16 protein-coding genes and 1 pseudogene are annotated in these 21,971 nt (G+C 72.0%); 10 read left to right on the forward strand and 7 right to left on the reverse strand.

All coding sequences use genetic code 11. The annotated features are described in order from the left end of the window. Positions 1–51 precede the first annotated feature (51 nt). Positions 52–1,059, reverse strand: coding sequence for a CU044_5270 family protein (locus tag ABZU46_RS21260; RefSeq protein WP_354860407.1), 1,008 nt, complete (start codon positions 1,057–1,059; stop codon positions 52–54). Then, positions 1,059–1,610 carry a sigma-70 family RNA polymerase sigma factor gene (locus ABZU46_RS21265; protein ID WP_354860409.1) on the reverse strand — a complete coding sequence of 184 codons (552 nt, stop codon included), beginning with the start codon at positions 1,608–1,610 and terminating at the stop codon, positions 1,059–1,061. Before ABZU46_RS21265 ends, ABZU46_RS21260 begins: the two co-directional genes overlap by 1 nt. Before the next feature lie 155 nt (positions 1,611–1,765). Here ABZU46_RS21265 and ABZU46_RS21270 point away from each other — a divergent pair. The 3 genes and pseudogenes from ABZU46_RS21270 to ABZU46_RS21280 all read left to right on the forward strand — a co-directional run. After that, positions 1,766–1,888, forward strand: a pseudogene (locus tag ABZU46_RS21270) (hypothetical protein); the annotation flags it as partial. Positions 1,889–1,937: 49 nt separating this feature from the next. Next, entirely contained in the window at positions 1,938–2,351 is a 414-nt protein-coding gene (locus tag ABZU46_RS21275; protein ID WP_354860411.1) for a DUF4240 domain-containing protein, read from the forward strand. A gap of 356 nt (positions 2,352–2,707) precedes the next feature. Then, positions 2,708–3,511 (forward strand): HAD-IB family hydrolase, encoded by an 804-nt coding sequence (locus ABZU46_RS21280; RefSeq protein WP_354860412.1) that lies wholly within the window; start codon positions 2,708–2,710, stop codon positions 3,509–3,511. Between the two features lie 119 nt (positions 3,512–3,630). Here ABZU46_RS21280 and ABZU46_RS21285 read toward each other — a convergent pair whose 3' ends face one another. Next, entirely contained in the window at positions 3,631–4,377 is a 747-nt protein-coding gene (locus ABZU46_RS21285) for an oxidoreductase (RefSeq protein ID WP_354860414.1), read from the reverse strand. 378 nt (positions 4,378–4,755) lie between these two features. Between ABZU46_RS21285 and acs the strand changes: the two genes are divergently transcribed. The 5 genes from acs to ABZU46_RS21310 all read left to right on the forward strand — a co-directional run bounded on the left by acs (position 4,756) and on the right by ABZU46_RS21310 (position 14,116). Beyond that, the gene (acs, locus tag ABZU46_RS21290; protein WP_354860415.1) at positions 4,756–6,720 is read left to right on the forward strand and encodes an acetate--CoA ligase; all 1,965 of its coding nucleotides are present in this window, start codon (positions 4,756–4,758) and stop codon (positions 6,718–6,720) included. A 242-nt stretch (positions 6,721–6,962) separates the two neighbouring features. Then, positions 6,963–9,755, forward strand: a complete 2,793-nt coding sequence (locus tag ABZU46_RS21295) for an immune inhibitor A domain-containing protein (RefSeq protein WP_354860417.1) — start codon at positions 6,963–6,965, stop codon at positions 9,753–9,755. A gap of 332 nt (positions 9,756–10,087) precedes the next feature. Beyond that, positions 10,088–12,514, forward strand: coding sequence for an immune inhibitor A domain-containing protein (locus ABZU46_RS21300; protein ID WP_354860439.1), 2,427 nt, complete (start codon positions 10,088–10,090; stop codon positions 12,512–12,514). Between the two features lie 203 nt (positions 12,515–12,717). Beyond that, a complete protein-coding gene (locus ABZU46_RS21305; protein WP_354860418.1) occupies positions 12,718–13,119 on the forward strand; it encodes a hypothetical protein in 402 nt (133 codons plus the stop codon). A gap of 64 nt (positions 13,120–13,183) precedes the next feature. Beyond that, the gene (locus tag ABZU46_RS21310) at positions 13,184–14,116 is read left to right on the forward strand and encodes an alpha/beta hydrolase (protein WP_354860420.1); all 933 of its coding nucleotides are present in this window, start codon (positions 13,184–13,186) and stop codon (positions 14,114–14,116) included. Between the two features lie 4 nt (positions 14,117–14,120). On the opposite strand, the gene ABZU46_RS21315 is transcribed toward ABZU46_RS21310, so the two are convergent. Next, positions 14,121–14,486 (reverse strand): hypothetical protein, encoded by a 366-nt coding sequence (locus ABZU46_RS21315; protein WP_354860421.1) that lies wholly within the window; start codon positions 14,484–14,486, stop codon positions 14,121–14,123. After that, positions 14,483–17,449 carry an SseB family protein gene (locus ABZU46_RS21320; RefSeq protein ID WP_354860423.1) on the reverse strand — a complete coding sequence of 989 codons (2,967 nt, stop codon included), beginning with the start codon at positions 17,447–17,449 and terminating at the stop codon, positions 14,483–14,485. The genes ABZU46_RS21315 and ABZU46_RS21320 overlap by 4 nt, the downstream gene beginning before the upstream one ends. Before the next feature lie 152 nt (positions 17,450–17,601). Between ABZU46_RS21320 and mycP the strand changes: the two genes are divergently transcribed. Continuing rightward, the gene (gene mycP, locus ABZU46_RS21325; RefSeq protein WP_354860424.1) at positions 17,602–18,825 is read left to right on the forward strand and encodes a type VII secretion-associated serine protease mycosin; all 1,224 of its coding nucleotides are present in this window, start codon (positions 17,602–17,604) and stop codon (positions 18,823–18,825) included. A 151-nt stretch (positions 18,826–18,976) separates the two neighbouring features. Here mycP and ABZU46_RS21330 read toward each other — a convergent pair whose 3' ends face one another. Both ABZU46_RS21330 and ABZU46_RS21335 read right to left on the reverse strand, forming a co-directional pair. Further along, positions 18,977–19,270: a WXG100 family type VII secretion target gene (locus tag ABZU46_RS21330; protein ID WP_354860426.1), complete on the reverse strand. Its 294-nt coding sequence runs from the start codon at positions 19,268–19,270 to the stop codon at positions 18,977–18,979. A gap of 21 nt (positions 19,271–19,291) precedes the next feature. Continuing rightward, positions 19,292–19,612: a WXG100 family type VII secretion target gene (locus tag ABZU46_RS21335; RefSeq protein ID WP_354860428.1), complete on the reverse strand. Its 321-nt coding sequence runs from the start codon at positions 19,610–19,612 to the stop codon at positions 19,292–19,294. Between the two features lie 290 nt (positions 19,613–19,902). Here ABZU46_RS21335 and eccE point away from each other — a divergent pair, with 290 nt between their 5' ends. After that, positions 19,903–21,909, forward strand: coding sequence for a type VII secretion protein EccE (eccE, locus tag ABZU46_RS21340; RefSeq protein ID WP_354860430.1), 2,007 nt, complete (start codon positions 19,903–19,905; stop codon positions 21,907–21,909). Positions 21,910–21,971 lie beyond the last annotated feature (62 nt).

Genomic DNA, 21,971 nt, shown 5'->3' on the forward strand with positions numbered 1-21,971 from the left:
CGCCGATCAGCGCGTTGAGCATGGTCACCCCAGCGGCCCCGACGTCGGTGGTCAGCCGATCCGGTCGGTCCAGGTCGTGTCCAGGATCAGCTGGTACGCGCTGATCCGCACCGGGGCCAGCGTCAGCAGCTCGTGGGCGAGCAACTCACCCGTCCTTGGGTCGAAGATCAGCAGAGACTGCTGGTCGTGTTCGCGGTCGTCGAAGGTGACCGCCACGCCAGCCCGGCCCGCGCGATCGGTCACCCGCCCCCGCCAGCGGAAACCGGGCACGTCGGCGAGTACCCGCAGCACTTCCGCCCGGGTCGCACGCGGCACGACGTACCGCGCGTAGAGCGTACTGACCTCCTTGCTCGCCGCACCCGGGCCGTACTCGACCTGGAGCAGTTCGCGCAACTGCGACGGGTCGGCCGGCGGTGGTGTGAGCTCCATGGGCGGCAGGGGGATCATCGCCCCCGGATTGCCGCCGACTGCTGGACCCGCTCCGAGTTTGCGCTGCCAGTAGGCACGAGACTCCTGGTCCGGGTACTGCGGCTCCAGCTGCGTGTTGATCTGGCTGCCGGTCCCGTCGGCGGCCTGCCAGACCTTCGACTCACCGGCGAACGCGACGTGGTGACGGCCATCGACTGAGGTCATCACTGGATCGCCCCACACCTTCGTGTGGTGGTACATGTAGCGACCGCCGTGCAGGTCGTACTCCGCGTCCTTGATCTTGCTGGCCAGCGCGCGCAGCTGCGGGCCGGCCGCCGGTGGGTCGGCGTCGAACTGGTACGCGACCGGCACGAGCACCGTTCCCACCGCGCCACCGGGCCCTCCCGGACTGTCCGGCTTGTGCTCATCGAACGGCTGGAGGACGGCCACCGCGCCGGCCGCCACCGCCAGCGTCCCGGCCGTCAGGACCAGCCGGCGAGTCGGGCGTACGCGACGAGGCCCGTCGTCCGGCTCGGTGGCGTCGGCCCGGTCGATCAGATCGCGCGCCGAGGCCGGCGGCGGTGCGACGGCGACGCTGCGCGCGGGGTCGGCCGGACCGAGGAGGGTACGGGTTCGCTCTGCTCCGAACATCACAGATCCTCTCGAGTGGTCGCCAGCACCGGACGCCGGGATGGAACCGGCCGGTCGGACATCGCTTCGCTGAGACGGCGGCGGGCGCGATGCAGACGGACCGCCGCGGTCGCGCGGGTGCAGCCGAGAACCTGGGCCGCTTCGGACACCGTCAACTCCTCCCAGCCGATCAGCCGGAGGATCTCCTGATCGAGATCGCCGAGGGTGGCCAGCGCGGCCCGAACGTCGGCGATCCCCACGCTCGTGTCGGCGCCGGACGAGTCGGCCACCCTCGCCAGCTCGGCGGCGGTGATCGGCACGACGTCGGGGGCGGTACGCCGGGAGCGCCACTGGTTCGCCAGCAGGCGGCGGGCCACCCCGTACAGCCAGGGCAGGCTGCGGTCCGGAACCTCGCCGCGACGACGCCACGCGACGACGAAGACCTCCTGAGCGAGCTCGGCCGACGCCTCGGAGTCGGCGAGCCGACGCAGGCCGTACCTGACGATGTGCGCGTAATCGGCGGCGTAGAGGCTGTTGAACCAGCCCTCGTCGCGTTTCTCCGGTGGACCCACCCGAACCCCCATTGCCTCGGCGACCCTCACCCTGGCTTGTGTCGCGGGAGGCCCGACGATTACCGCCCGGATCGCTTTCGTGGTCCCAGCGCCCTCTCCTGTCAGACCCATCGTGGACACTCCTGGCCGTGCATGTGGACGAGTTCTGGAGTGTCGTGGAGCGGGCACGAGCCGCGGCAGGCACAGCGGCGGACCAACCCCAACGCGACGGTCAGCCGAGCGCGGTCGCCGAGGCCCTGGTGGCGGAGCTGATGCGGCTCCCGCTGCCGCACATCGTCGCGTTCGACCAGGTGCTCGACGAGGTGGTGGACCAGGCCGACACCTGGGATGTCTGCGCCGGCATGCTGGATCATCGAGTACGGGTTCCTTTCCGACGACGGGTTCTCCGACTTCCAGGCCGGGCTTGTCGGTCTGGGCAGAAGAGCGTTCGAGTCGGTTGTGCGCGACCCCGACTCGCTCGCCGACCATCCCGCCGTGCGGCAGATAAGCGCTTCGGAAGGCCGCGACCTGTGGATCGGCGACGAGGCTCTCCAGTTCGCCGCGGAGACGGCGTACGAGCAGCTGACGGGTAACTCCGAGGCCTTCTGGGACGCCGTCGAGGCAACGCGATCTGCGACCCCGCCAGAGCCCAGCCCGGAGCCTGACGACGATCGCTGGGACCTTCGCGACGAGGACGAGTGGCGAAGGCGGCTGCCTCGGCTCCTCGAGCTGTTCCGCGCCCGCCGACTCGCGATGGAGTAGCCGGTCAGCTGCTGTGGCGCGCTCCCATGGAAAGGGACGACCCCCGTCGGGGGGAGACGGGGGTCGTCGACGGTTCGGCTCCGGGGGGGTCGAGCCGAACCACTCAGCGGTCACGGGGGGTGCAACCGCCGAGGGTCTGTCTGTTTCGGGGATGTGAGAACTCGTCGTGCGAACAAGTCTGCCTGAGCGGACCCGTCACGTCGAGTGGTGTTCACTCCACTCAGCGCGAAAATCTCCTCGCGGAGTGTGAGCGCGGTCACGCCGACCGGAGTTGGAGGCGCCCGCCCGCAGGTCCGAGGGGTGGCCTGACCCCGGGCACCCGCCGACGATAGACCATCCGGCTAGACTTTCGCGCCGTGGGCCGAAGTGCCGCTTTCTTCGATCTGGACAAGACCGTCATCGCCAAGTCGAGCGCCCTGGCGTTTGGTCGGCCGTTCTACCGGGACGGGCTGATCACCCGGCGTGACGTGGTCAAGTCGGCGTACGCGCAGCTGATGTTCCGGCTGGGCGGCACCGACGAGCAGACCATGGCCCGAACACGGGACTACCTGGCCGCGCTCTGCAAAGGCTGGCAGGTGGAACAGGTCCGCCAGATCGTCGCGGAGACGCTCCACGAGCTGATCAACCCTTATGTGTACGCCGAGGCTGCCGCTCTGATCGAGGAGCACCAGGCGGCCGGGCGGGACGTGGTGCTGGTCTCCGCGTCCGGCGAGGAGATGGTCCGGCCGATCGGCGAGCTGCTCGGGGTGACCGACGTGATCGCCACCCGGATGGCGGTGCGGGACGGCCGGTACAGCGGCGAGGTCGAGTTCTACGCGGCCGGTCCGAGCAAGGTCGAGGCGGTCGGCGAGTTGGCCACCGCGCGCGGCTACGACCTGGCCGACTCGTACGCCTACTCCGACTCGTACAGCGATCGTCCGCTTCTGGAGTGCGTGGGTCACCCGAGCGTGGTCAACCCGGACCGGCAGCTGCGCAAGCTGGCCTCGGAGAACGCCTGGCCGGTGCTGGAGTTCCGGCATCCGATCCCGCTGGGTCGCCGGCTGCGGGAGCGGCCGGGGGTTCCGGTGGCCGCGGCAGCTCTGGGGGTCAGCGTGGGCGTCGCCATCGGCATCGCCTGGTACGGGCGGCACCGTCGCACCCGCTCCACCGCCACCGCCTAACACCCCGCCGCACCCCGCTCTCCGGCCGATCATGGACTTGTGGTGGGCGCCTTCGACGCTTTCGCGACTCTTGCAAGGCACCACAACTCCATGATCGACGCCCTGAGGGCGGGCGGTGCTCAAGCGGCGGCGAGGATCTCGTCGCCGATGGTGGTGAGCTGGTCGGCACCGACCTCGACGGCCGCCATGTAGTGCCGTAGCCAGGAGCGCAGCCCGTCCGGGGTGCCGGTGGCGAACGCGCCGGCCGAGCCGACGTACTCGGGCTCCCGTTCCCGGTGACCGACGTCGACGCCGAGCAGGCCGCGCGGGTCGAGGCCGCTGGCGAGCAGCACCAGTCGGGCGGCACCGCGCGCCACGACGCCGGACGGCCCGGCGAACGGACGCAGGTTCAACAACTCTCCGTGTACGACGGCGGCGAACACCAGCGGGGAGACCTTCGTGCCGCCGGCCACCAGAGCGGCGAGCCCGTCGAGGCGGGCGGCGACCACCGGGTCGGGCACCGGTCGGCCCAGCTCGGCCTCCCCCACGATGTCGCGAGCGGCGAGGACGTGCAGCCGGGCGAGTGCCTGCCGGGGTGCCTTCGGCCAGAGTTCGCTCAGGCCGGGCAGCGCCCCGGCGACCCGCAGCGCCCCCTGGAGCACCGGGTCGGTGACGGTGCCGGCCCGGACCTCCTCACGCTCGTGGACGGCGCCTTCGAGCGCGGCGCTGGCCACCGCCGACCGAAGGCTGACCTCGGCCGCGACCTGGCCACCGTTGCGGCGCAGCGCGCGGTGCCCGAGCGCCTGGTCGAAGCGCTCACGGGCCCGGTCGACGGCAGCGGCGACGTCGGCGAGCGCGAGCAGCGGGGCGAGCGGGTCGGTGGTCATCTCGCCACGCTAGCGACCCGACCCGGCCCGGCGGGCCGCACCCACCCGCAACGCGACCCGGACCACCCGGCCGGCCCGCCGCCGGGCAAGGTCAACACGAGATCGGCGATATCGGGGTGTCCCACCGGTCCGGACACCCCGATATCGCCGAACCCGTGTCGATCAACGCCAGACGGGCCGGGCACAGCGCGGACGGGCAAGGCCCGCCGGCCCGCCCGGACGGGGGTCGGGCGCGGCGGGACGGGCAGGGCCGGCCGTCGGGCGCGCGGCGGGGGCCGCTCGGCGCGACGGGGTGGGCAGCGGTCGCCGGCCGGGGACCCCGCGACTACCCTCGTGCCCAGCGAGACGCAGGTCACCCCGAGGACGAGGAGTCACGGCATGAGCGAGGCATTGGCCAATCTGCTGAACGAGACGCGCCAGTTCCCCCCGCCGGCCGAACTCGCCGCGCACGCCAACGTCACCGTCGACGCGTACGCCGAGGCGCAGGCCGATCGGCTCGCCTTCTGGGCGAAGCAGGCCGACCGGCTGGCCTGGTCGAAGAAGTGGGACGAGGTGCTCGACTGGTCGAACCCGCCGTTCGCGAAGTGGTTCGTCGGTGGGCAGCTCAACGTGGCGTACAACTGTCTGGACCGGCACGTGGAGGCGGGCCGGGGTGACAAGGTGGCGATCCACTGGGAGGGCGAGCCGGGCGACACCCGCACTCTCACGTACGCCGACCTGCACGAGCTGACCTGCCGGGCGGCGAACGCGCTCACCGACCTGGGGGTCACGGCGGGCGACCGGGTGGCGATCTACCTGCCGATGATCCCGGAGGCGGCGGTCGCGATGCTGGCCTGCGCCCGGATCGGCGCGGCGCACAGCGTGGTCTTCGGCGGGTTCTCCGCCGACTCGTTGAGCAACCGCATCCAGGACGCCAGCGCCAAGGTGGTGATCACCGCGGACGGTGGTTACCGGCGGGGCAAGCCGTCGGCGTTGAAGCCGACCGTGGACGAGGCGGTGGCGAGCTGCCCGTCGGTGGAGCACGTGCTGGTGGTCCGCCGCACCGGTGAGGACGTGGCCTGGTCGGAGAAGGACCACTGGTGGCACGAGAAGGTCCAGACGGCGTCGGCCGAGCACACGGCGCAGCCGTTCGATGCCGAGCACCCGCTGTTCATTCTCTACACGAGCGGCACCACGGCCCGACCGAAGGGCATCCTGCACACCACTGGCGGCTACCTCACGCAGGCGTCGTACACCACGCACGCGGTCTTCGACCTGAAGCCGGAGACGGACGTCTACTGGTGCACCGCCGACATCGGCTGGGTCACCGGGCACTCCTACATCGTGTACGGCCCGCTCTCCAACGGCGCCACGCAGGTCATGTACGAGGGCACCCCGGACACCCCGCACAAGGGCCGGTTCTGGGAGATCGTCGACCGGTACAAGGTCAGCATTCTCTACACCGCGCCCACCCTGATCCGGACGATGATGAAGTGGGGCGAGGACATCCCCGCCGGCTTCGACCTGTCGTCGCTGCGGCTCCTGGGCAGCGTCGGTGAGCCGATCAACCCCGAGGCGTGGATGTGGTACAGGCAGCACGTCGGCGGGGGTGAGCTGCCCATCGTGGACACCTGGTGGCAGACCGAGACGGGCGCCATCATGATCTCCCCGCTGCCGGGGGTGACGGCGGCGAAGCCGGGTTCGGCGATGACTCCGTTGCCGGGCATCGTCGCCGACGTGGTGGACGACCAGGGCCAGTCGGTGCCGAACGGCGGGGGCGGCTACCTGGTGCTGCGCGAGCCGTGGCCGTCGATGCTGCGCACCATCTGGGGTGACGACAACCGGTTCATCGAGACGTACTGGTCGCGGTTCGAGGGGATGTACTTCGCCGGTGACGGGGCGAAGAAGGACGACGCCGGGCACATCTGGCTGCTCGGTCGGGTCGACGACGTGATGCTGGTGTCCGGGCACAACATCTCGACGACCGAGGTCGAGTCGGCGCTGGTGTCGCACCCGTCGGTGGCCGAGGCGGCGGTGGTGGGCGCGACCGACCCGACCACCGGCCAGGCGATCGTGGCGTTCGCCATCCCGCGGGGCAGCACGGACATCGTCGGCGAGGCGGGTGAGCAGCTCATCGCGGACCTGCGCAACCACGTGGCAAAGACGCTCGGCCCGATCGCCAAGCCGCGGCAGATCATGCTGGTGCCGGAGCTGCCGAAGACCCGTTCGGGCAAGATCATGCGTCGGTTGCTGCGGGACGTGGCCGAGAACCGGTCGCTCGGCGACGTGACCACGCTGCAGGACTCCTCGGTGATGGAGCTGATCTCCTCCGGGATGAGCGGCGCGAAGTCCGACGAGGACTGACGACAGGCGTACCCCATCGGTGGGTGACGGTCCGCACGGACCGTCACCCACCGTCATCTTTTGTGGAGGTACGACCACCGCGCGCCGCCGGCTGCGGTGGTTGGACGAATAACGCCTCCATCACGTTCCCGCCGTTCGGCGTGTTTCTCATTTAGTTTCACGGAGGTCGGCGGGCCTCGATGCGTTCCTGCGCGTCCGGAGTCGGCCGGCTTCCTCCGCCCATGCCCGAGAAACGGAGCGGCATGAACAGAAACTCCCATCCGGGGTCGCGTCGACGACTACTCGTCGCGCTGCCCGTCATCGCCCTCGCGGCCACCTCACTGACCGTGAGTGGAAGCGCGGCGGCGCAGCCGTCCACCACCCCCCGGGCGGTGATCGGGGCTGACGAGTACTACATCAACTACGCCGAGCCCGAGGTGCAGACGGACACCACCGGCCGTGAGGTCAAGGGCAAGGGTGGCGTCTACACCCCGGCCGTCGACGCCGCGCGTGCGTTCGACCAGAAGCACGCACGGGGCAACCCGGTGACCGCGCGCCAGCTCGCGCAGATCGAAGCCAAGTCGATCAAGACGGGTAAGAGCCCGCGGCAGATCAAGCAGTCGCCGACCACGCAGACGGCGAAGCTGCTGACGCTGCTTGTCGAGTTCAACGACAAGGCGAACGACGACTTCACGAACGTGATGGTCCCGAAGACGGTGTTCGAGGATCGGACCTGTGTCCCCGGCACCGTGCAGAACGGGCCGAAGCACAACACCATCCCGAACCCGGCGACGCTGCCGCACGAGGACAACAACTCGATGTGGGTGCCGGACTTCTCGCCGTCGCACTACGACAAGATGCTGTACAGCAAGAACGGCATCACCGAGCGGGTCCGCAAGGACCTGAAGGGCCCGGACGGCAAGAAGGGCATCGACCTCACCGGTCGCACGATGCACAACATGTACCTGGAGATGTCCAAGAACGCGTACACGGTCGCCGGGCAGGCCAGCCCGTGGATCACCGTGCCGCACTCCGAGGGCTGGTACGCGGCCAACCGCTGCACCCAGGACGAGAACGGCAACTGGGTCCCCGGCCGGGAGCAGTCGATGAACGGCCACCCGGACAACCCGGCTGGCGCGGGCAGGCTGGCGACCGACGCGATCGACGCGCTCGCCGCCAAGGACCCCAGCTTCCCGTGGGCCGAGTACGACAAGGAAGACCAGGCCGACCGCGACGGTGACGGCAACCTCTTCGAGCCCGACGGCGTGATCGACCACCTCGTGCTGGTGCACGCCGGCCAGGGCAAGTCGCGCGGCGGCGGCGACCAGGGCGTGTACGCCGTCTGGGCGCACTCCTCCTCGGTCCCGGGTGGCTACACCATCCCGGGCACCAGCCTGAAGGTGTCGAACTACATCGTGCAGCCGGAGGACGCCGGCGTGGGTGTCTTCGCCCACGAGTTCGGCCACGACCTCGGTCTGCCGGACCTCTACGACACCTCCGGCAACGCCGACTCCGACGTGGACTTCTGGGATCTGATGGCCTCGGGTTCGCACTCGGGTGAGATCTTCCAGGCGCTGCCCACGCACATGGGCATCTGGGACAAGTGGGTGCTCGGCTGGGCCGACCCGCTGACCATCCGCCCCGGCTCCAACCCGCGTGAGGTGAAGCTCGGGCAGACCTCGCGTACGCCGATCGACTCCGAGGACGGCATCAAGGTCGACCTGCCGGACAAGGTGACGGTCCTGGCCACGCCGCACAGCGGCACGAAGATGTGGCACAGCAACAACGACCAGAGCTGGGCCGACGTCAAGCTGAGCCGCTCGGTCGACGTGCCCAACGCCGCGGACGCCAAGTTCTGGATGTGGAACAACTACATCATCGAGGAGGACTGGGACTTCGGCTTCGTCGAGCTGTCGACCGACGGCGGTACGACCTGGTCCGAGCAGAAGGTGTACGCCGAGGGTGGCACGGTGGTCACCACGCCGGACAACTACCCGGACCCGAACGGCCGGATGAACGACTTCGGCGGCAAGAAGTACGGCCTGACCGGCAGCACCGACGGCTGGCGGCACGACTACGTCGACCTGTCGGCGTACGCGGGCAAGACCGTCCAGGTGCGACTGCGTCTCGCCACCGATGAGGCGTTCGAGGAGCGCAACTGGTTCGTCGACGACTTCTCGGTCACCGGCGGCGGCGCCACCACCTGGAGCGACGACGTCGAGGGCGGCGCCAACGGCTGGACGGCCACCGGCGGCACGTTCGTGGACACCACCGGCGCGGGCTGGAAGGTCTCCGGCGGCACCGAGGTGCACGCGCAGTACTACCTGGCCGAGTGGCGCAACTTCGACGGCTTCGACAAGGGCCTGAAGTACGCCTACGACACCATCTACTCGCACGAGGCGTGGAAGGTCGACCGGATCTCCTACAACGCGCCGGGCATGCTGGTGTGGTACCGGGACAGCGCGCTCGGCGACGTCAACCACGTCACCGGGCAGATGACCGCGCTGCCCAGCTACGGCGCGAAGGGCGGGCTGCTCATCGTGGACTCGCACTTCGACCCGTACCGGCGCACCGGTACGGCGGCCGAGAAGGACCCGTCGGTGACGGACAACCTGCCCAGCCGGCCGCAGTCGTCCAACGCGGCGTTCACGCTCCAGAAGACGTACCCCTTCACGGAGTGCCTGGAGGCGGCGGGCGAGCCGTACAGCGCGTACTGCACGAAGTTCAAGGCCCAGCCGCCGGTGAAGAGCTTCACCGACGCCAAGGGCTGGTACCCGGGCATCGAGATGCGTAACGGGGCTCCGTACGCGCGGGACAACGACGCCTCCGTGGTGGTGCCGTCGCGCGGTGGAGCGCCGTACACCACCCGGGTGACCAACCCGGACGGCAGCCCGGCGCCGGAGTTCTACGGCGTGACGCTGGGCGGCGGCGCGATCGTGCTCGGCACCGGTAACCCGGGCGACGCGGGCGTGCAGAACGGCGTCTCGTTGACCATCCGTAAGACCGCGCGGGACAACTCGTCCGCGACCATCTTCGTCACCCCGGCGAAGAAGTAAGGGTTTCGCGCAGCAACAACTGATGGTGGGGCCGGTGGCGGGAACGCTGCCGGCCCCACTGTCGTAACGGCTGATCTTATTGATCGAAATGCATCGCTGCGGACGTTGCCGACCAGTCCACCCTGATTCGCGTGCTGATGAACCGCAGGGGTGTGACGGTGAAAAGCGTTCCCAACAAAATCTTGCAACAAATCGACGCGCACATCTTCCCACCCGTCCCGGCAGTGTCTATGTTCACCATTGGTCCCACTAGTGGGATCGATCTATCACCGGCCCGTACCCCCGTTGGGCCGGTTCCCTCACACCGGAGGTACCACGTGCGCAAAGTCGCAGTGGGTCTGCTCGGGCTCTCACTGACGGCGACGGGGCTGGCGTTCGGACCGTCCGCCAGTGCCGCGCCGCAGCCGAAGTTGCCGACGGCCGCTCCGTCGGTCGCCGAGCCCGCCCTTGCCGACCACGACCTGCCGAACCCGCTGGAGGACAAGCGGCGAGCGCTGCGCCAGGAGGGCCTCAGCGAGGTCCTGTCCGGCAAGGCCAAGGCAGAGAAGATCAACGGCAGCACCGTCGTCAAGGTCGGTAAGACCCAGGCCGACGGGGCCTCCGCCCGCACCACCGGGGCGGGCACGGCCCAGACGGAAGACCAGTACGTCGAGCTCTCCCGTCAGCGGACCGACAAGATCTTCGTGATCCTCGCCGAGTTCGGCAACGAGCGGCACCCGGACTTCCCGGACAAGAACATCGACCCCAACACCGCGGGGCCGACCAAGTTCACCGGTCCGCTGCACAACGAGATCCCGGCGCCCAACCGGGCGGTGGACAACTCCACCGTCTGGCAGCCGGACTACAACGCCGACCACTACCGGCAGCTCTACTTCGGCACCAACCCGGGCGACGAGTCGCTGAAGCAGTACTACGAGGCCCAGTCCTCGGGTCGCTACAGCGTCGAGGGTGAGGTCACCGACTGGGTCAAGGTCAAGTACAACGAGGCCCGCTACGGTCGTTCCGACGACCCGAAGGCCGACGACGACCCGACCGGTGACCCGAACGTCTGCGACAGCAACGTCTGCAGCAACACCTGGGACCTGGTCCGCGACGCCGCCAACCAGTGGGTCATCGACCAGAAGGCCGCCGGTCGCACCGACGCGCAGATCGCCGCCGATGTCAAGTCGATGGACCAGTACGACCGGTACGACTTCGACGGTGACGGCAACTTCAACGAGTCGGACGGCTACATCGACCACTTCCAGATCGTCCACTCCGGCGGCGACCAGGCCGACGGTGACCCGATCCAGGGTGAGGACGCCATCTGGAGCCACCGCTGGTACGCGTACGCCTCGGACCAGGGCAACACCGGCCCGGCGAACTTCCCGGCCGGCGGCACCCAGATCGGCAACACCGGCGTCTGGATCGGCGACTACACCATCCAGCCGGAGAACGGTGGCCGGAGCGTCTTCTACCACGAGTACGGCCACGACCTCGGTCTGCCGGACGACTACAACGTGGTCAGTGGTGGCGACAACAACAACGAGCACTGGACCCTGATGGCCCAGAGCCGGCTCGGCGCCAAGAACGACGGCGGCATCGGCGAGCGCGGTGGCGACCTCGGCGCGTGGAACAAGCTCCAGCTCGGCTGGCTCGACCACGACACGCTCGGGCCGAACGAGAAGCGCACCGTAAAGCTCGGCCCGCAGGAGTACAACTCGCCGGAGGCGCAGGCCGCGGTGGTCAACCTGCCGCCGCGTGAGTACACCTTCTCGAACGGCGCACCGTTCGAGGGCAGCAAGCAGTTCTTCACGGGCAACGAGGACGACCTGAACAGCACGATGACCCGGACGCTGGACCTCACCGGGAAGTCGACGGCCGCCCTGGCCATGAAGGGCCGCTACAACATCGAGAGCGGGTTCGACTACCTGTTCTTCGAGGCCTCGGTCGACGGTGGCAAGACCTGGGCGACCCTGCCCGGCACCGTCAACGGCAACCCGCTGAAGGAGATCTCCCCCGGGCGCTTCGCCCTGGACGGCTCCAGCAACGGCAAGTGGGTTGACGTCAACATCCCGATGAACTCCGTAGCGGGCAAGGTCGTGCAGTTCCGGCTGCGCTACCAGACCGACGGCGGGCTGTCAAAGGGCGGCTTCTACGGTGACGCGATCACCGTGACCGCTGACGGTCAGACCGTGTTCACCGACGGCGCCGAGAACGGTGCCAACGGCTGGACGTTCGCGGGGAAGTTCGAGATCGCCGCGGCCACCTACACCAAGAAGTTCGCGAACTACTACATCGCCGGTACCCGGTCGTACACCTCGTACGACAAGTACCTCAAGACCGGCCCGTACTACTTCGGCTACGCGAACACCCGCCCGGACTACGTGGACCACTACGCGTACCAGGAGGGTCTGCTGATCTCCTACTGGAACCTGCGCTGGGCGGACAACGACACGTTCGCTCACCCGGGTGAGGGTCGGAACATGATCATCGACGCGCACCCGCGGCCGCTCTACAACCTGACCGGTGCCCCCTGGCGGGCCCGCGTCCAGGTCTACGACGCGCCGTTCAGCCTGAAGAAGGCCGACTCGTTCACGCTGCACATCGACAGCCAGCCCCAGTACGTCCGGGGCCAGGCCGCGCAGCCTCTGTTCGACGACACCCAGCAGTACTGGTACCCGGAGCTGCCGAACCACGGCGTCAAGCTCCCGGCGACCGGCCGGAAGATCAAGGTTCTGTCGCAGGACGGCATCTACACCAACGTCCGCTTCTTCTGATCCTCGGATCAGGCGACACCCGCACCACGGCGATGCCCGGGCAGGTCACCTGCCCGGGCATCGCCCGTTCCGGGAACCCCGGTCGCGCCCCGCGCGTCCGATCACCCGTGCACCCGCGAACCCGCACCACCCTGACCGGCGCCGGTCTGACTGTCCTGCTGGCGCTCACCGGCTGCGCCGGGACGCGGAACGAAGGAGCCGGCGTGTCCTCCGAGCAGACCCCGTCCGACGCCCCCTCGACCGGCGCCCCCTCGTCCGCCGCCGCGCCGACCGGGCCCACCGATCCGACGCCGTCGTCCCCCTCCGGTCGCCCGCCGCGTTCGCGCGTCCCACTGCCCACCCTGCGCCCGCCGACCGGCCCACCGCGCACGCCGACCGACGCCCGCAAGGCCAACGTGCTGGCCGGACGGATCAACCGGGGCGGCAACGGCCCCTGCTATGGCCTGGTCACCGACGACGGCCGGCAGTATGCGCTGCACGGCGCCGGCAAGGGCACCTTCACCGTCGGCACGACCGTCCGGGTGACCATCGGCCCGGCCGACCCGGCCGCCGACTGCGGCCCGGGCACCCCGGCCAGCATCGTCGACATCAGCCCCGTCGGCTGACCGTCGCCGACGCTCCCGGGCAGGCAGAACGGCTGCCTGCCGGCGGGGTCCTAGGCTGTCAACCATGACCGACCAGCGCGGCGGAGCCGTCGACGAGTCCTGTGTCCTCACCGAGGGGCCGTGGACGCACCGTTTCGTCGGTGCCAACGGCACTCGGTTCCACGTGGTCGAGGCCGGCACCGGGCCGATGGTGCTCTTCCTGCACGGCTTCCCCGAGCACTGGTGGGCCTGGCACCAGATACTCCCGGCGGTCGCCGACGCCGGCTTCCGCGCGGTCGCCGTGGACCTGCGCGGTTACGGCGCCAGCGACAAACCACCCCGGGGATACGACGGCTACACCCTCGCCGCCGACATCGCCGGCCTGATCCGTGCCCTCGGTGAACGGTCGGCGACGCTTGTCGGCAGCGGCGTCGGCGGCATGGTGGCCTGGACGGTGGCGTCGTTCCACCCGTCGCTGGTCCGGCGGTTGGTGGTCCTGGGTGCACCCCACCCGCTGCGGTTGCGCGCCGCCATCTTCGCCGACCCACGCGGGCAGTTCGCCGCCTCCACCCCGGCGTTGAAGTTCCAGCTCCCCCGCTACGAGCACGTGCTCACCAAGGACGGCGGGGCGGCCGTCGGGGAGATCCTGCGCCGCTGGGCCGGGCCGCGCTGGGCCGCCAGCGGCGACTTCGAGGCGTACGCCGAGCGGTGCCGGGAGGCGATGCGCATCCCGCAGGCCGCCTTCTGCGCGCTGGAAGGCTACCGCTGGGCCTTCCGTTCGGTGCTGCGGCTGCACGGCTACCGGTTCGTCCGCCTCATGCAGAAGCCGCTGGTCACCCCGACCCTTCAACTGCACGGCGCACGGGACGTCGCCGCCCTGCCACGAACCGCCCTGGGGTCCGGCCGGTACGTCGTGGCGCCGTACGAGTGGCGCCTGCTCGACGGGGTGGGGCACTTCCCTCACCTGGAAGCCCCCGAGCTGGTGCTCGGCGAGATCCTGCGGTGGGCCAAGTCCTGATCGGTCAGACCCGCTGCTCGCGCAGGTCGGTGACCTCGGCGGCCGGCGCCCAGCCCTGGTAGACGCCGAAGTCGAAGACCTCCAGTCGCATCGCCTCGGCCACCGGCCAGCGACCGCCGGTGTACTCCACCCGCAGCCAGGCGTCGTGTTTTCCGAGCACGATGAACGGCTGCCCCTGCCACGTGCAGGTGGTCCGCACGTACGCCAGGTCCTCGATCTCGCTCGCCGGCAGCACCCGCACGTACCGGCCCGGACGGACCTCCTCGAAGCCCTCACCCGGCTCCGGCTGGTAGAGCCGGATGTCGTCGCCGTCCGGGCTCGCCTGGTACTCCCGGCCCCGCCAGCGGGCCACGTAGCCGTCGCGCATCACGCCTCCGGAACCCGTCGCCAGACCACCGCGTCCGTGTCGAGCACCGCGATCACCCGCTCGGTGCCGTCCCCGCCGATGCGCCAGAGCTGCGCGCCGTGCGGGAGGCGGGCGCTGTCCACCTTGAACTCCGCCACCACGTCGCTGCTCTCACCCGGGGCGAAGCCGTTGCCCCGGAACGGCGGGCGCTCGATGACCCAGCCCTCCATGGCCCGCATCGCCGGCTCGTTCTGGCCGCCGTACGGGATCCGGTAGAGGCTGGGCCGGTGCGCCGGCCAGCGCAGCACGTAGATCTCCTCGGCGTCCCGTACGAACGGTGACCCCGGGTAGCTCAGGCCCAGCGCGTCATGCAGCTCGGCCGGCGTGGTCAGGTGGGCCAACTCGCCGGCCCGGTGCACAAAGCCGGAGACCCGGTCGTACCCCCGCTCCAGGTAGTACGCGAGCTGACTGGGCGCGATCGCCTTCTGCATCACGGTCGGGCGGGCCGGGTCGACCGCCGCGGGAGCGTACCGGGGACGGGCGGCGGGCTCCGCCACGGCCGGCGCCTCCTCGGCGTCGACCTCCAGGTCGTCACCGAGCCCGACCTCGGCGGCCCAGTTGGCGAGGGCGACGATCTGCTCGCCGGGCAGCTTCGCGCCGACCGGCGTGCCCGGGTTGACGGCGAACGACCAGTCCTCGTCGGGCCAGCGCCGGATCAGTTGGGCGAACTTCACCCGGACCGTGTCGACGTCACCCTCGACGTGGTCGGCGAGGCGCTCCGGGGACGTGTAGACCACCACGTACGTCTCGCCGTCGAGCTGCGCGGTACGCCAGACGAAGCCCGGGTCGCCGGGACGGCTGCCGCGCACCGAGTCCGCCGCCGCCGGGAGCAGGACCCGGGCCAACAGCAGGGTGGACAGGAACGTGTCCGTACTGCCGGCACCCGCCGCGCCGAGCAGGTCCTCCTCGACCGTGTTGGCCGGCTCGAATTGCACCGACGCCGGCTCGTCGACAATCGCACGCTGGTCGTCCACGACCGGGCGTTCGTCGTCGGTGTCGGGGCGTACCGCCTCCGGCTCGTAGCCCACCGGGGACCGGGGCGAGGACCAACCGGCGGCCACGCCAGCCGAGCCGCCAGCACCGCCCAGGCCGCCACCGCCCAGGCCGCCGCCGCTCAGGTCTGCGCTGCTCAGGTCGGAGCCGGCAGAATCGAGCGGGCCGGCGCCGGTGCCGTCCGTGCCGAACAGGCGCGCGGCGGTCTCGGTGGAATCGGGCCGGCCCGTGCCGGTGTCGGCGGGTTCGAACGAGACCGGGCCGGACGACGCGGGCTCGAACGACGAGGGAACGCCGAACGGATCCGGGGCCGCAGCGGAGGGCCCGGGAACGAAGGGGCCGGGCATCGAGGCGCCGGGGACAGCGGGGTCGGGCACGGACGGGCCGGGCACGGACGGGCCGGACGCGGTCGGGCCGAACGTCGGCGGGGCGGCGGTGGTCGGGCCGGGTCGCCGTGCCGCGTCGAAGGCAGGAGCGCCCTCGGTCGGGTCGAGGAGATCCCGGGACTCGATGATGGTGCCCTCGATGACGATGGGCGTGAAGCCGCGACGCGGGGCGGGTGGACCGGAGACCGGCTCCGCGACCGACGGCGGCAGTTCCTCCACCGGCTCGAAGCGCTGCCGGTCCCCGGATCGGCCACGCGGGATCGCCTGGGTCTCGTCCGCCGTGGGCACGGGCCCTCCGACGCGGGTCGGTGACGGCTCACCTGCGGCTGGACCGGGCACCCGGAACGCACGGGTGGGTTCCTCGGCCAACGGGTTGGGCCGTCGCGGTGGCAGAGGCTGGGTGGTCTCGTCGTCGGTCGCGGGCGCTCGTACCACCCGGGACGCGCCCAGGTCGCCGGCCGGTGGCCGCAGCGGTCGGGTGGCGTCCGGTGTCGGCATCGGGAAGGCCGGGGCCGTGTTGTCGCCGCCCGGCGTGTCTGCGGGACGGCGGCGCGGGAAGGGCTGGCTGCCCCGCCCGAACCGGGACGGCGGCACCGCCCGGTCGCCCGACCGACCGTCACCGGAGACCGGCCCGGACGCTCGACCGGACGTCGGCTCGAAGAAGGAGCGCCGACCACCCTGGGTGTTGCCGTCACCGGCGGCCGGGCCGTCGCCGTCGGTGGCCGGGGGGCTGGCGGACGGCCGGCCGGCGCGCGGACCCGGCTGGTCGGCCGGGGCGACCTGGGCGCGGTCGGTGGAGGCCAGCGGCACGTACCGGGATGCGCCGGTACGGCCAACGCCCGGCACGGGGCCGGCGCCGGGGCGGGCCGGTCGGGGCGGGGCGTCCGGCTGCCGCTGACCGGCGGCGGGCAGGTCCTCCGAGCCAGACCGGCGCGACAGCTCACCCGGACCGGGCGCCCGGCCCGGGGTGCCCGACGCCGGGGGTGTGCCCACCGGCGGCACCGCGTTCCTCGGCGCGGGTCGTCCGGACGGTGTCGGGTCCGACGCGGGCGGCACGAACCCGGTGGAGGGCGAGGCGTCCCGGCCGGTCGTACCGGCTCTCGACCGGGCCAGCGTCTCGGCCCGCTCCAGCCGCGCGCGGGCGCCCATGGCGCGGCCCGGCAGCCGGACGTCACCACGGGAGAGCTGGGACACGAACCAGGCGGGCAGGTAGCCCTCGACCGGCAACCCGGGGTTGACCGCGAGCCACCACTCGTGGTTGGGCCAACCGAGGGCGAGGTCGGTGAACGGCACGCGCCGGTTGGTGCCGCCGTGCTCACCGAGGCAGGCCCGCAGCGCCGCGGCGGAGGTGAAGGCCAGCACGTGGGTCCGGCCACCGGTGGTCCAGGTGCCCCAGCCGGCGGACGCCTGACCGGACGGCGCCGGCGTGGAGACCGGCAACAGCAGATCGGTGCGGGACAGGAGGCGGAAGTAGAGCTCCTGGTCGTTGGCGCGCAGCGCGTCCCACATCGCCACCTCGGCCTCCGTGGCCGGCTCCCATTCGGTCACGGCCACCTCTCCTTCCGAGAACAGGCCACAGGTATCGCGTACAACCTACAAGGTGGTATCAAGATCACAATGGCTGGCCGGCGGCGGTCCGCCGGGGCGGCGTCGAGGCGATAACATCCCGTTCCGGAGCCGACACGATACGGAGGCTGTCGATGTCCCGGTCGATCGCGCACCCCGTCCTGGCAGGTCTGGCCGCTGCTCTGCTGACCGCCGCGACCGGTCCGGCCGTCGCCGCCAGCGCCGGGCTCCGGGTGGCCCCGGCCTGCGCGACCCCACTGGCGCCCGTCCGGCCGGTCGAGGCCACACCCTGGCCCCAGCAGCGGTACGACCCCGCGCGGCTCGCGCCGCTGACCACCGGCGCCGGGGTGACGGTCGCGGTCGTCGACTCCGGAGTCGACCGGGCGCACCCCCAGTTGACCGGACGGGTGCTGGCCGGCACCGACCTGCTCGACCCGGGTGGGGACGGCAGCCGGGACTGCGCCGGGCACGGCACCGGCGTGGCGAGCATCATCGCGGCGGCGCCCCGGCCCGGTGTCGCCTTCCACGGCCTGGCCCCGGCCGCCCGGATCCTGCCGGTACGGGTGAGTGAGCAGCAGGTGGTGCAGGGCCGGGAGTCGGGGCGCACGGTCAGCGCCGACGAGTTCGCCCGCGCCATCCGCTGGGCCGTCGACCACGACGCCGACGTGGTGAACCTCTCCGTGGTGCTGTACGCCGACGACCCGGAGGTCCGCTCCGCCGTGCGGTACGCCGTCGAGCGGGACGTGGTGCTGGTGGCCGCCGTGGGCAACCTGCACGACAGCGGCGACCCGCGCCCGTTCCCTGCCGCGTACGACGGGGTGCTCGGGGTGGGCGCGATCGGGGCGGACGGGGCACGGGCGACCTTCTCCCAGACCGGCTCGTACGTCGATCTGGTCGCCCCGGGTAGCGCGGTGCTGGTCGCCGCGCCCACGCAGGGCCACCAGCAGGTCGAGGGCACCAGTTACGCGGTGCCGTTCGTGGCCGCCACGGCGGCGCTGCTGCGCGCGTACCGTCCCGAGTTGACCGCCGCCGAGGTGGTGCGGCGGATCGTCGCCACGGTCGATCCGGCGCCCGGCCCGGGACACGGCGGCGGGTACGGCGCCGGCGTGCTGAACCCCTATCGCGCGGTCACCGAGACCGGCGGCAGCCGTACGACCGCTCCTCGGCCGGTTGCCGCCCTCGCCGACGACCGGCCCGATCCGGCGGTGCTCGCCCGCCAGGCCCGCCGCGCGACCGCCCGGGACCGGGCTCTGGTGGCCGGCGCGGCGATCGGCCTGACGGCGGTCGCCGTGGTGTTGCTCGCCCTCGTGCTGCCCCGCGGCGCGCGCCGGCGCTGGCGACCGGCCGAGCCAACCTGACCCGGCCCGGTTCTGGTCCGCCTCGGCGGGCTTCGACCCCGGTGCCCCGCGTGCGGGATGTCGCCTCGATCGGCCAGCACGCGGGCGCCCCTCGTCGGAGGGTGGCCGGGGCGCCGACGCGGGCATGGTCAGCGCTCCCGGCCCACCGGCGTCACTGGAACAGCCCGGTGTTCTTCTTCTCCGTGTCCAGATAGTCGGCCGCGGAGTCGTCCACCGCCACCTTGATGGCGCGCAGCATCGCCTGCAGGTCCTGCGAGGCGGACCGCCACCGCGCCTGGCGCTGCTCGTACGCCTGTCGGGCGTCACCCGCCCAGGCCGACACCAGCGGCGCGGCGTCGCGTTCGAGCTGGCCGAGCTGCGAGTCGAGTGTGTTCAGCGCCCGTTGAATGTCCGCGCCGGCCTGTTGCAGCGCGGCGAAGTTGACGACCAGCACACCGTGGTCCATCGGAACTCCCCTTCCGGCAGGTCAGAGCGGCAGCTGGATGCCGCCGCGGTTGGTGCCGGCCACCCGGCTGGCCGCCTCGTCGTCCGAGACGTCGTACTGTCGGCCGGCGGTGCGGATGGCCCCGGCGGTCTCCCGCAGGGCCCGGTGCAACGCGGCCTGATCCTCTGACCACTGCCGCTTGACCTGCTCGAACGACCGCCCACCGGCACCGCGCCAGGCCTGCTGCAACACCTCCAGCTCGGCCAGCAGGCCGGTCAGCATGGACTGCAACGACTGGTCCACCTGCTCGAACTTCGCGGCGGTCTGCCGCATCACCGCCGCTTCTGCCTGGGTCTGGGACACCCGAACATCACCTCGTCTCCTCGGTCGTGCCTGGCCGGCTGTGCGCCCACCGTGGGAGCGCACCGATCGCGTGGCCCGGTCGACGAGCATGGGTGGACGCGGGTCAGCGATGAACTTCGTGGCTGACGGTAGCGGCCCGGTAGCCGTTCTGCTACCCCACGCGCCTCCCCTGTGGACAACCACGGCAGCCATCGGTCGCTTACGATGTGCGGCAGCCACGTCGCGGCGCGTGACGGGCAGTCCCGGGGCGGTCGGCCGCCCGGCACGTCCCAACTGGTCGAGGAGGCGCGGTGTCGCCGATCACCACCGGAGGCTCGCAGCCGGCGAGCCGGCCCGGTTGGGGCCCGGTCCCGGCCGCCAGCGCCCCGACAGCCGGGTCGGGCGCCACCGCCGTCGGAACAACCACGTCTGTCGGCACCGCGCCGGGTGTCGACACCGGAGCAACCGCGACCGTAGCCATCAGTACCGCGCCGGCCGCCCTCGGCGTCCCCGGCACGGGGGCAGCCAGGGATCGCATACTCGATCGACGATCTGGCGGCCGGTGGGCCGCGTTCAGCCGACGCGGCGCGGGGATCCGCGCGGGTCAGCTGGTCACCGGGCAGGTCGCCGTCGCGGTCGTCCTCGCCGCGCTGGGCCGGGACACGCCGGTCACCGTCGCCGCGCTGCTGGTGGCGGCGCTCCTCGTGGCGGTCGCCGGCGTCCGGGTCCGCGGCCGGTGGCTCTTCGAGTGGCTGGGCACCGCCGCCGGGCATGTGACCCGGCGCCGTGTGCTGGGCCAGCAGCCCGGCCCGGCCGAGTTGCTCGCCCTGGTCGCACCCGGTGCCGTGGTCCACTCGACGGAGCTGTCCGGCGGGCCGGCGGCGGTGCTGGAGGACACCGGCGGCATGGTGGCGCTTCTGGAGCTCGGCGATCCCGGCGACCTGCTGGGCGACGCGTCCCGAGCGATCCCCGCGCCGGCCGCGCTGCTGCCGACGCCCGGTCCGGACGTCCCGCCGCTGCGGATCCAGCTGCTCCTCAGCGGGACGCCGGCACCCGTCCCGACGGCGGGTGGCACCGTCGGCACGTCGTACCGGCAGCTCACCGACGGACGGCTCGCCGGGCGGGAGCGGGCGGTGCTGGCGGTCCGGGTGCTGCGGGCGGACGGGTGGACGCAGGAGGCCCTGCGTCGGGCGCTCGCCGGCACGGTACGCCGGATCGTCCGCCGACTCGGGCCGCTTACCGCCCGGCCGCTCGGCGTACCGGCGGCGCTGCGCGTGCTGGGCGAGCTGGCCCACCACGACGGCCAGCCGGTGCGGGAGTCGTGGCCGCTGCTCCGCTCGGGCGCTCTCGTCCAGGCCACGTTCCGGCTGGTCGACTGGCCGCAGACCGGCGCCCCGGCCGCGCGGCGGCTGGTGCCCCGGCTGCTCGCGCTGCCGGCGACCGCGACGACGGTGTCGCTCTGCGTGGGGCCACCGCCGGCCGCCGGCACCGGGACGGCGCCTACCGAGATGGCCGTACGCCTGGCCGCGGCGTCGACCGCCGAGCTGACCGTGGCCGTCGACGCGCTGGGCCGACTGGTCAGCGGCGTCGGCGGGACGCTGCGCAGACTCGACGGCGCGCACCTGACCGGGCTGGCTGGCACGCTGCCGGTGGCGCTCACCAGCGCCGGGGGGCAATCGGCGGTGGCGCTGGACGACTGGGAGCTGACCCTGGGCGAGGCGGGGATGATGGTCGGCACCAACCGGCACGGCGGTGCGGTCACCGTGCGGTTGTTCCGGCCGGAGAGCACCCGGGTGATGCTGGTGGGCGGGGTGCGCGCCGCGCAGTTGGTGGCGCTGCGGGCGATGGCCCTGGGCGCGCTGGTGGTGGTGCAGACGGCGCGACCCCGTGTCTGGGAGCCGTTCGTGCGAGGTGTGGGCGCTCCGGGGGGAACGATCCCGCTGATCCCGCCGGGCCGACCGGTCGCTGACTCGGTGGGCACCGCGCTCCAGCCGTTGCTGCTGGTGGTCGACGCCGGGCCGGCGCCGGCCGAGACCGAGCCGGGTCCGGCGTGGCGGGCCACTCTCGTGGTGCGCGACGAGCTGACCCCGGCCGATGTGGACGCGTTGAGCCGCGCCGACCTGGCGGTGCTGCAGCCGCTGCACGCGGCCGAGGCCGCGCTGGCCGGCGCGGCGCTGGGGCTGGGTGGGTCGGCCGACTGGCTCACCCGGATCCGGGACGACATGGTGGCGGTGGTGAACCGCCGAGCCCTGCGGTGGGCGCTGCTCTCCCCCACCCCGATCGAGGCCCAGCTGATCGGCCGGCCGGCGCGCGGCTGAGCCGACGGGGGCGCCGAGCCCAGCTGCGGCCGGGCCCGCCCTGGGCCGCGTCGTCCTGGATG

Source organism: Micromonospora sp. NPDC005197 (assembly GCF_040608295.1).
Classification (GTDB): domain Bacteria; phylum Actinomycetota; class Actinomycetes; order Mycobacteriales; family Micromonosporaceae; genus Micromonospora.

Bases quoted from the DNA above. Each gene is read 5' to 3' on its own strand.
- ABZU46_RS21330 (WP_354860426.1), bottom strand. From the start codon at position 19,270: ATGGACCACGGTGTGCTGGTCGTCAACTTCGCCGCGCTGCAACAGGCC.
- acs (WP_354860415.1), top strand. From the start codon at position 4,756: ATGAGCGAGGCATTGGCCAATCTGCTGAACGAGACGCGCCAGTTCCCC.
- ABZU46_RS21295 (WP_354860417.1), top strand. From the start codon at position 6,963: ATGAACAGAAACTCCCATCCGGGGTCGCGTCGACGACTACTCGTCGCG.
- ABZU46_RS21285 (WP_354860414.1), bottom strand. From the start codon at position 4,377: ATGACCACCGACCCGCTCGCCCCGCTGCTCGCGCTCGCCGACGTCGCC.
- ABZU46_RS21260 (WP_354860407.1), bottom strand. From the start codon at position 1,059: ATGTTCGGAGCAGAGCGAACCCGTACCCTCCTCGGTCCGGCCGACCCC.
- ABZU46_RS21275 (WP_354860411.1), top strand. From the start codon at position 1,938: ATGTCTGCGCCGGCATGCTGGATCATCGAGTACGGGTTCCTTTCCGAC.
- ABZU46_RS21310 (WP_354860420.1), top strand. From the start codon at position 13,184: ATGACCGACCAGCGCGGCGGAGCCGTCGACGAGTCCTGTGTCCTCACC.
- mycP (WP_354860424.1), top strand. From the start codon at position 17,602: ATGTCCCGGTCGATCGCGCACCCCGTCCTGGCAGGTCTGGCCGCTGCT.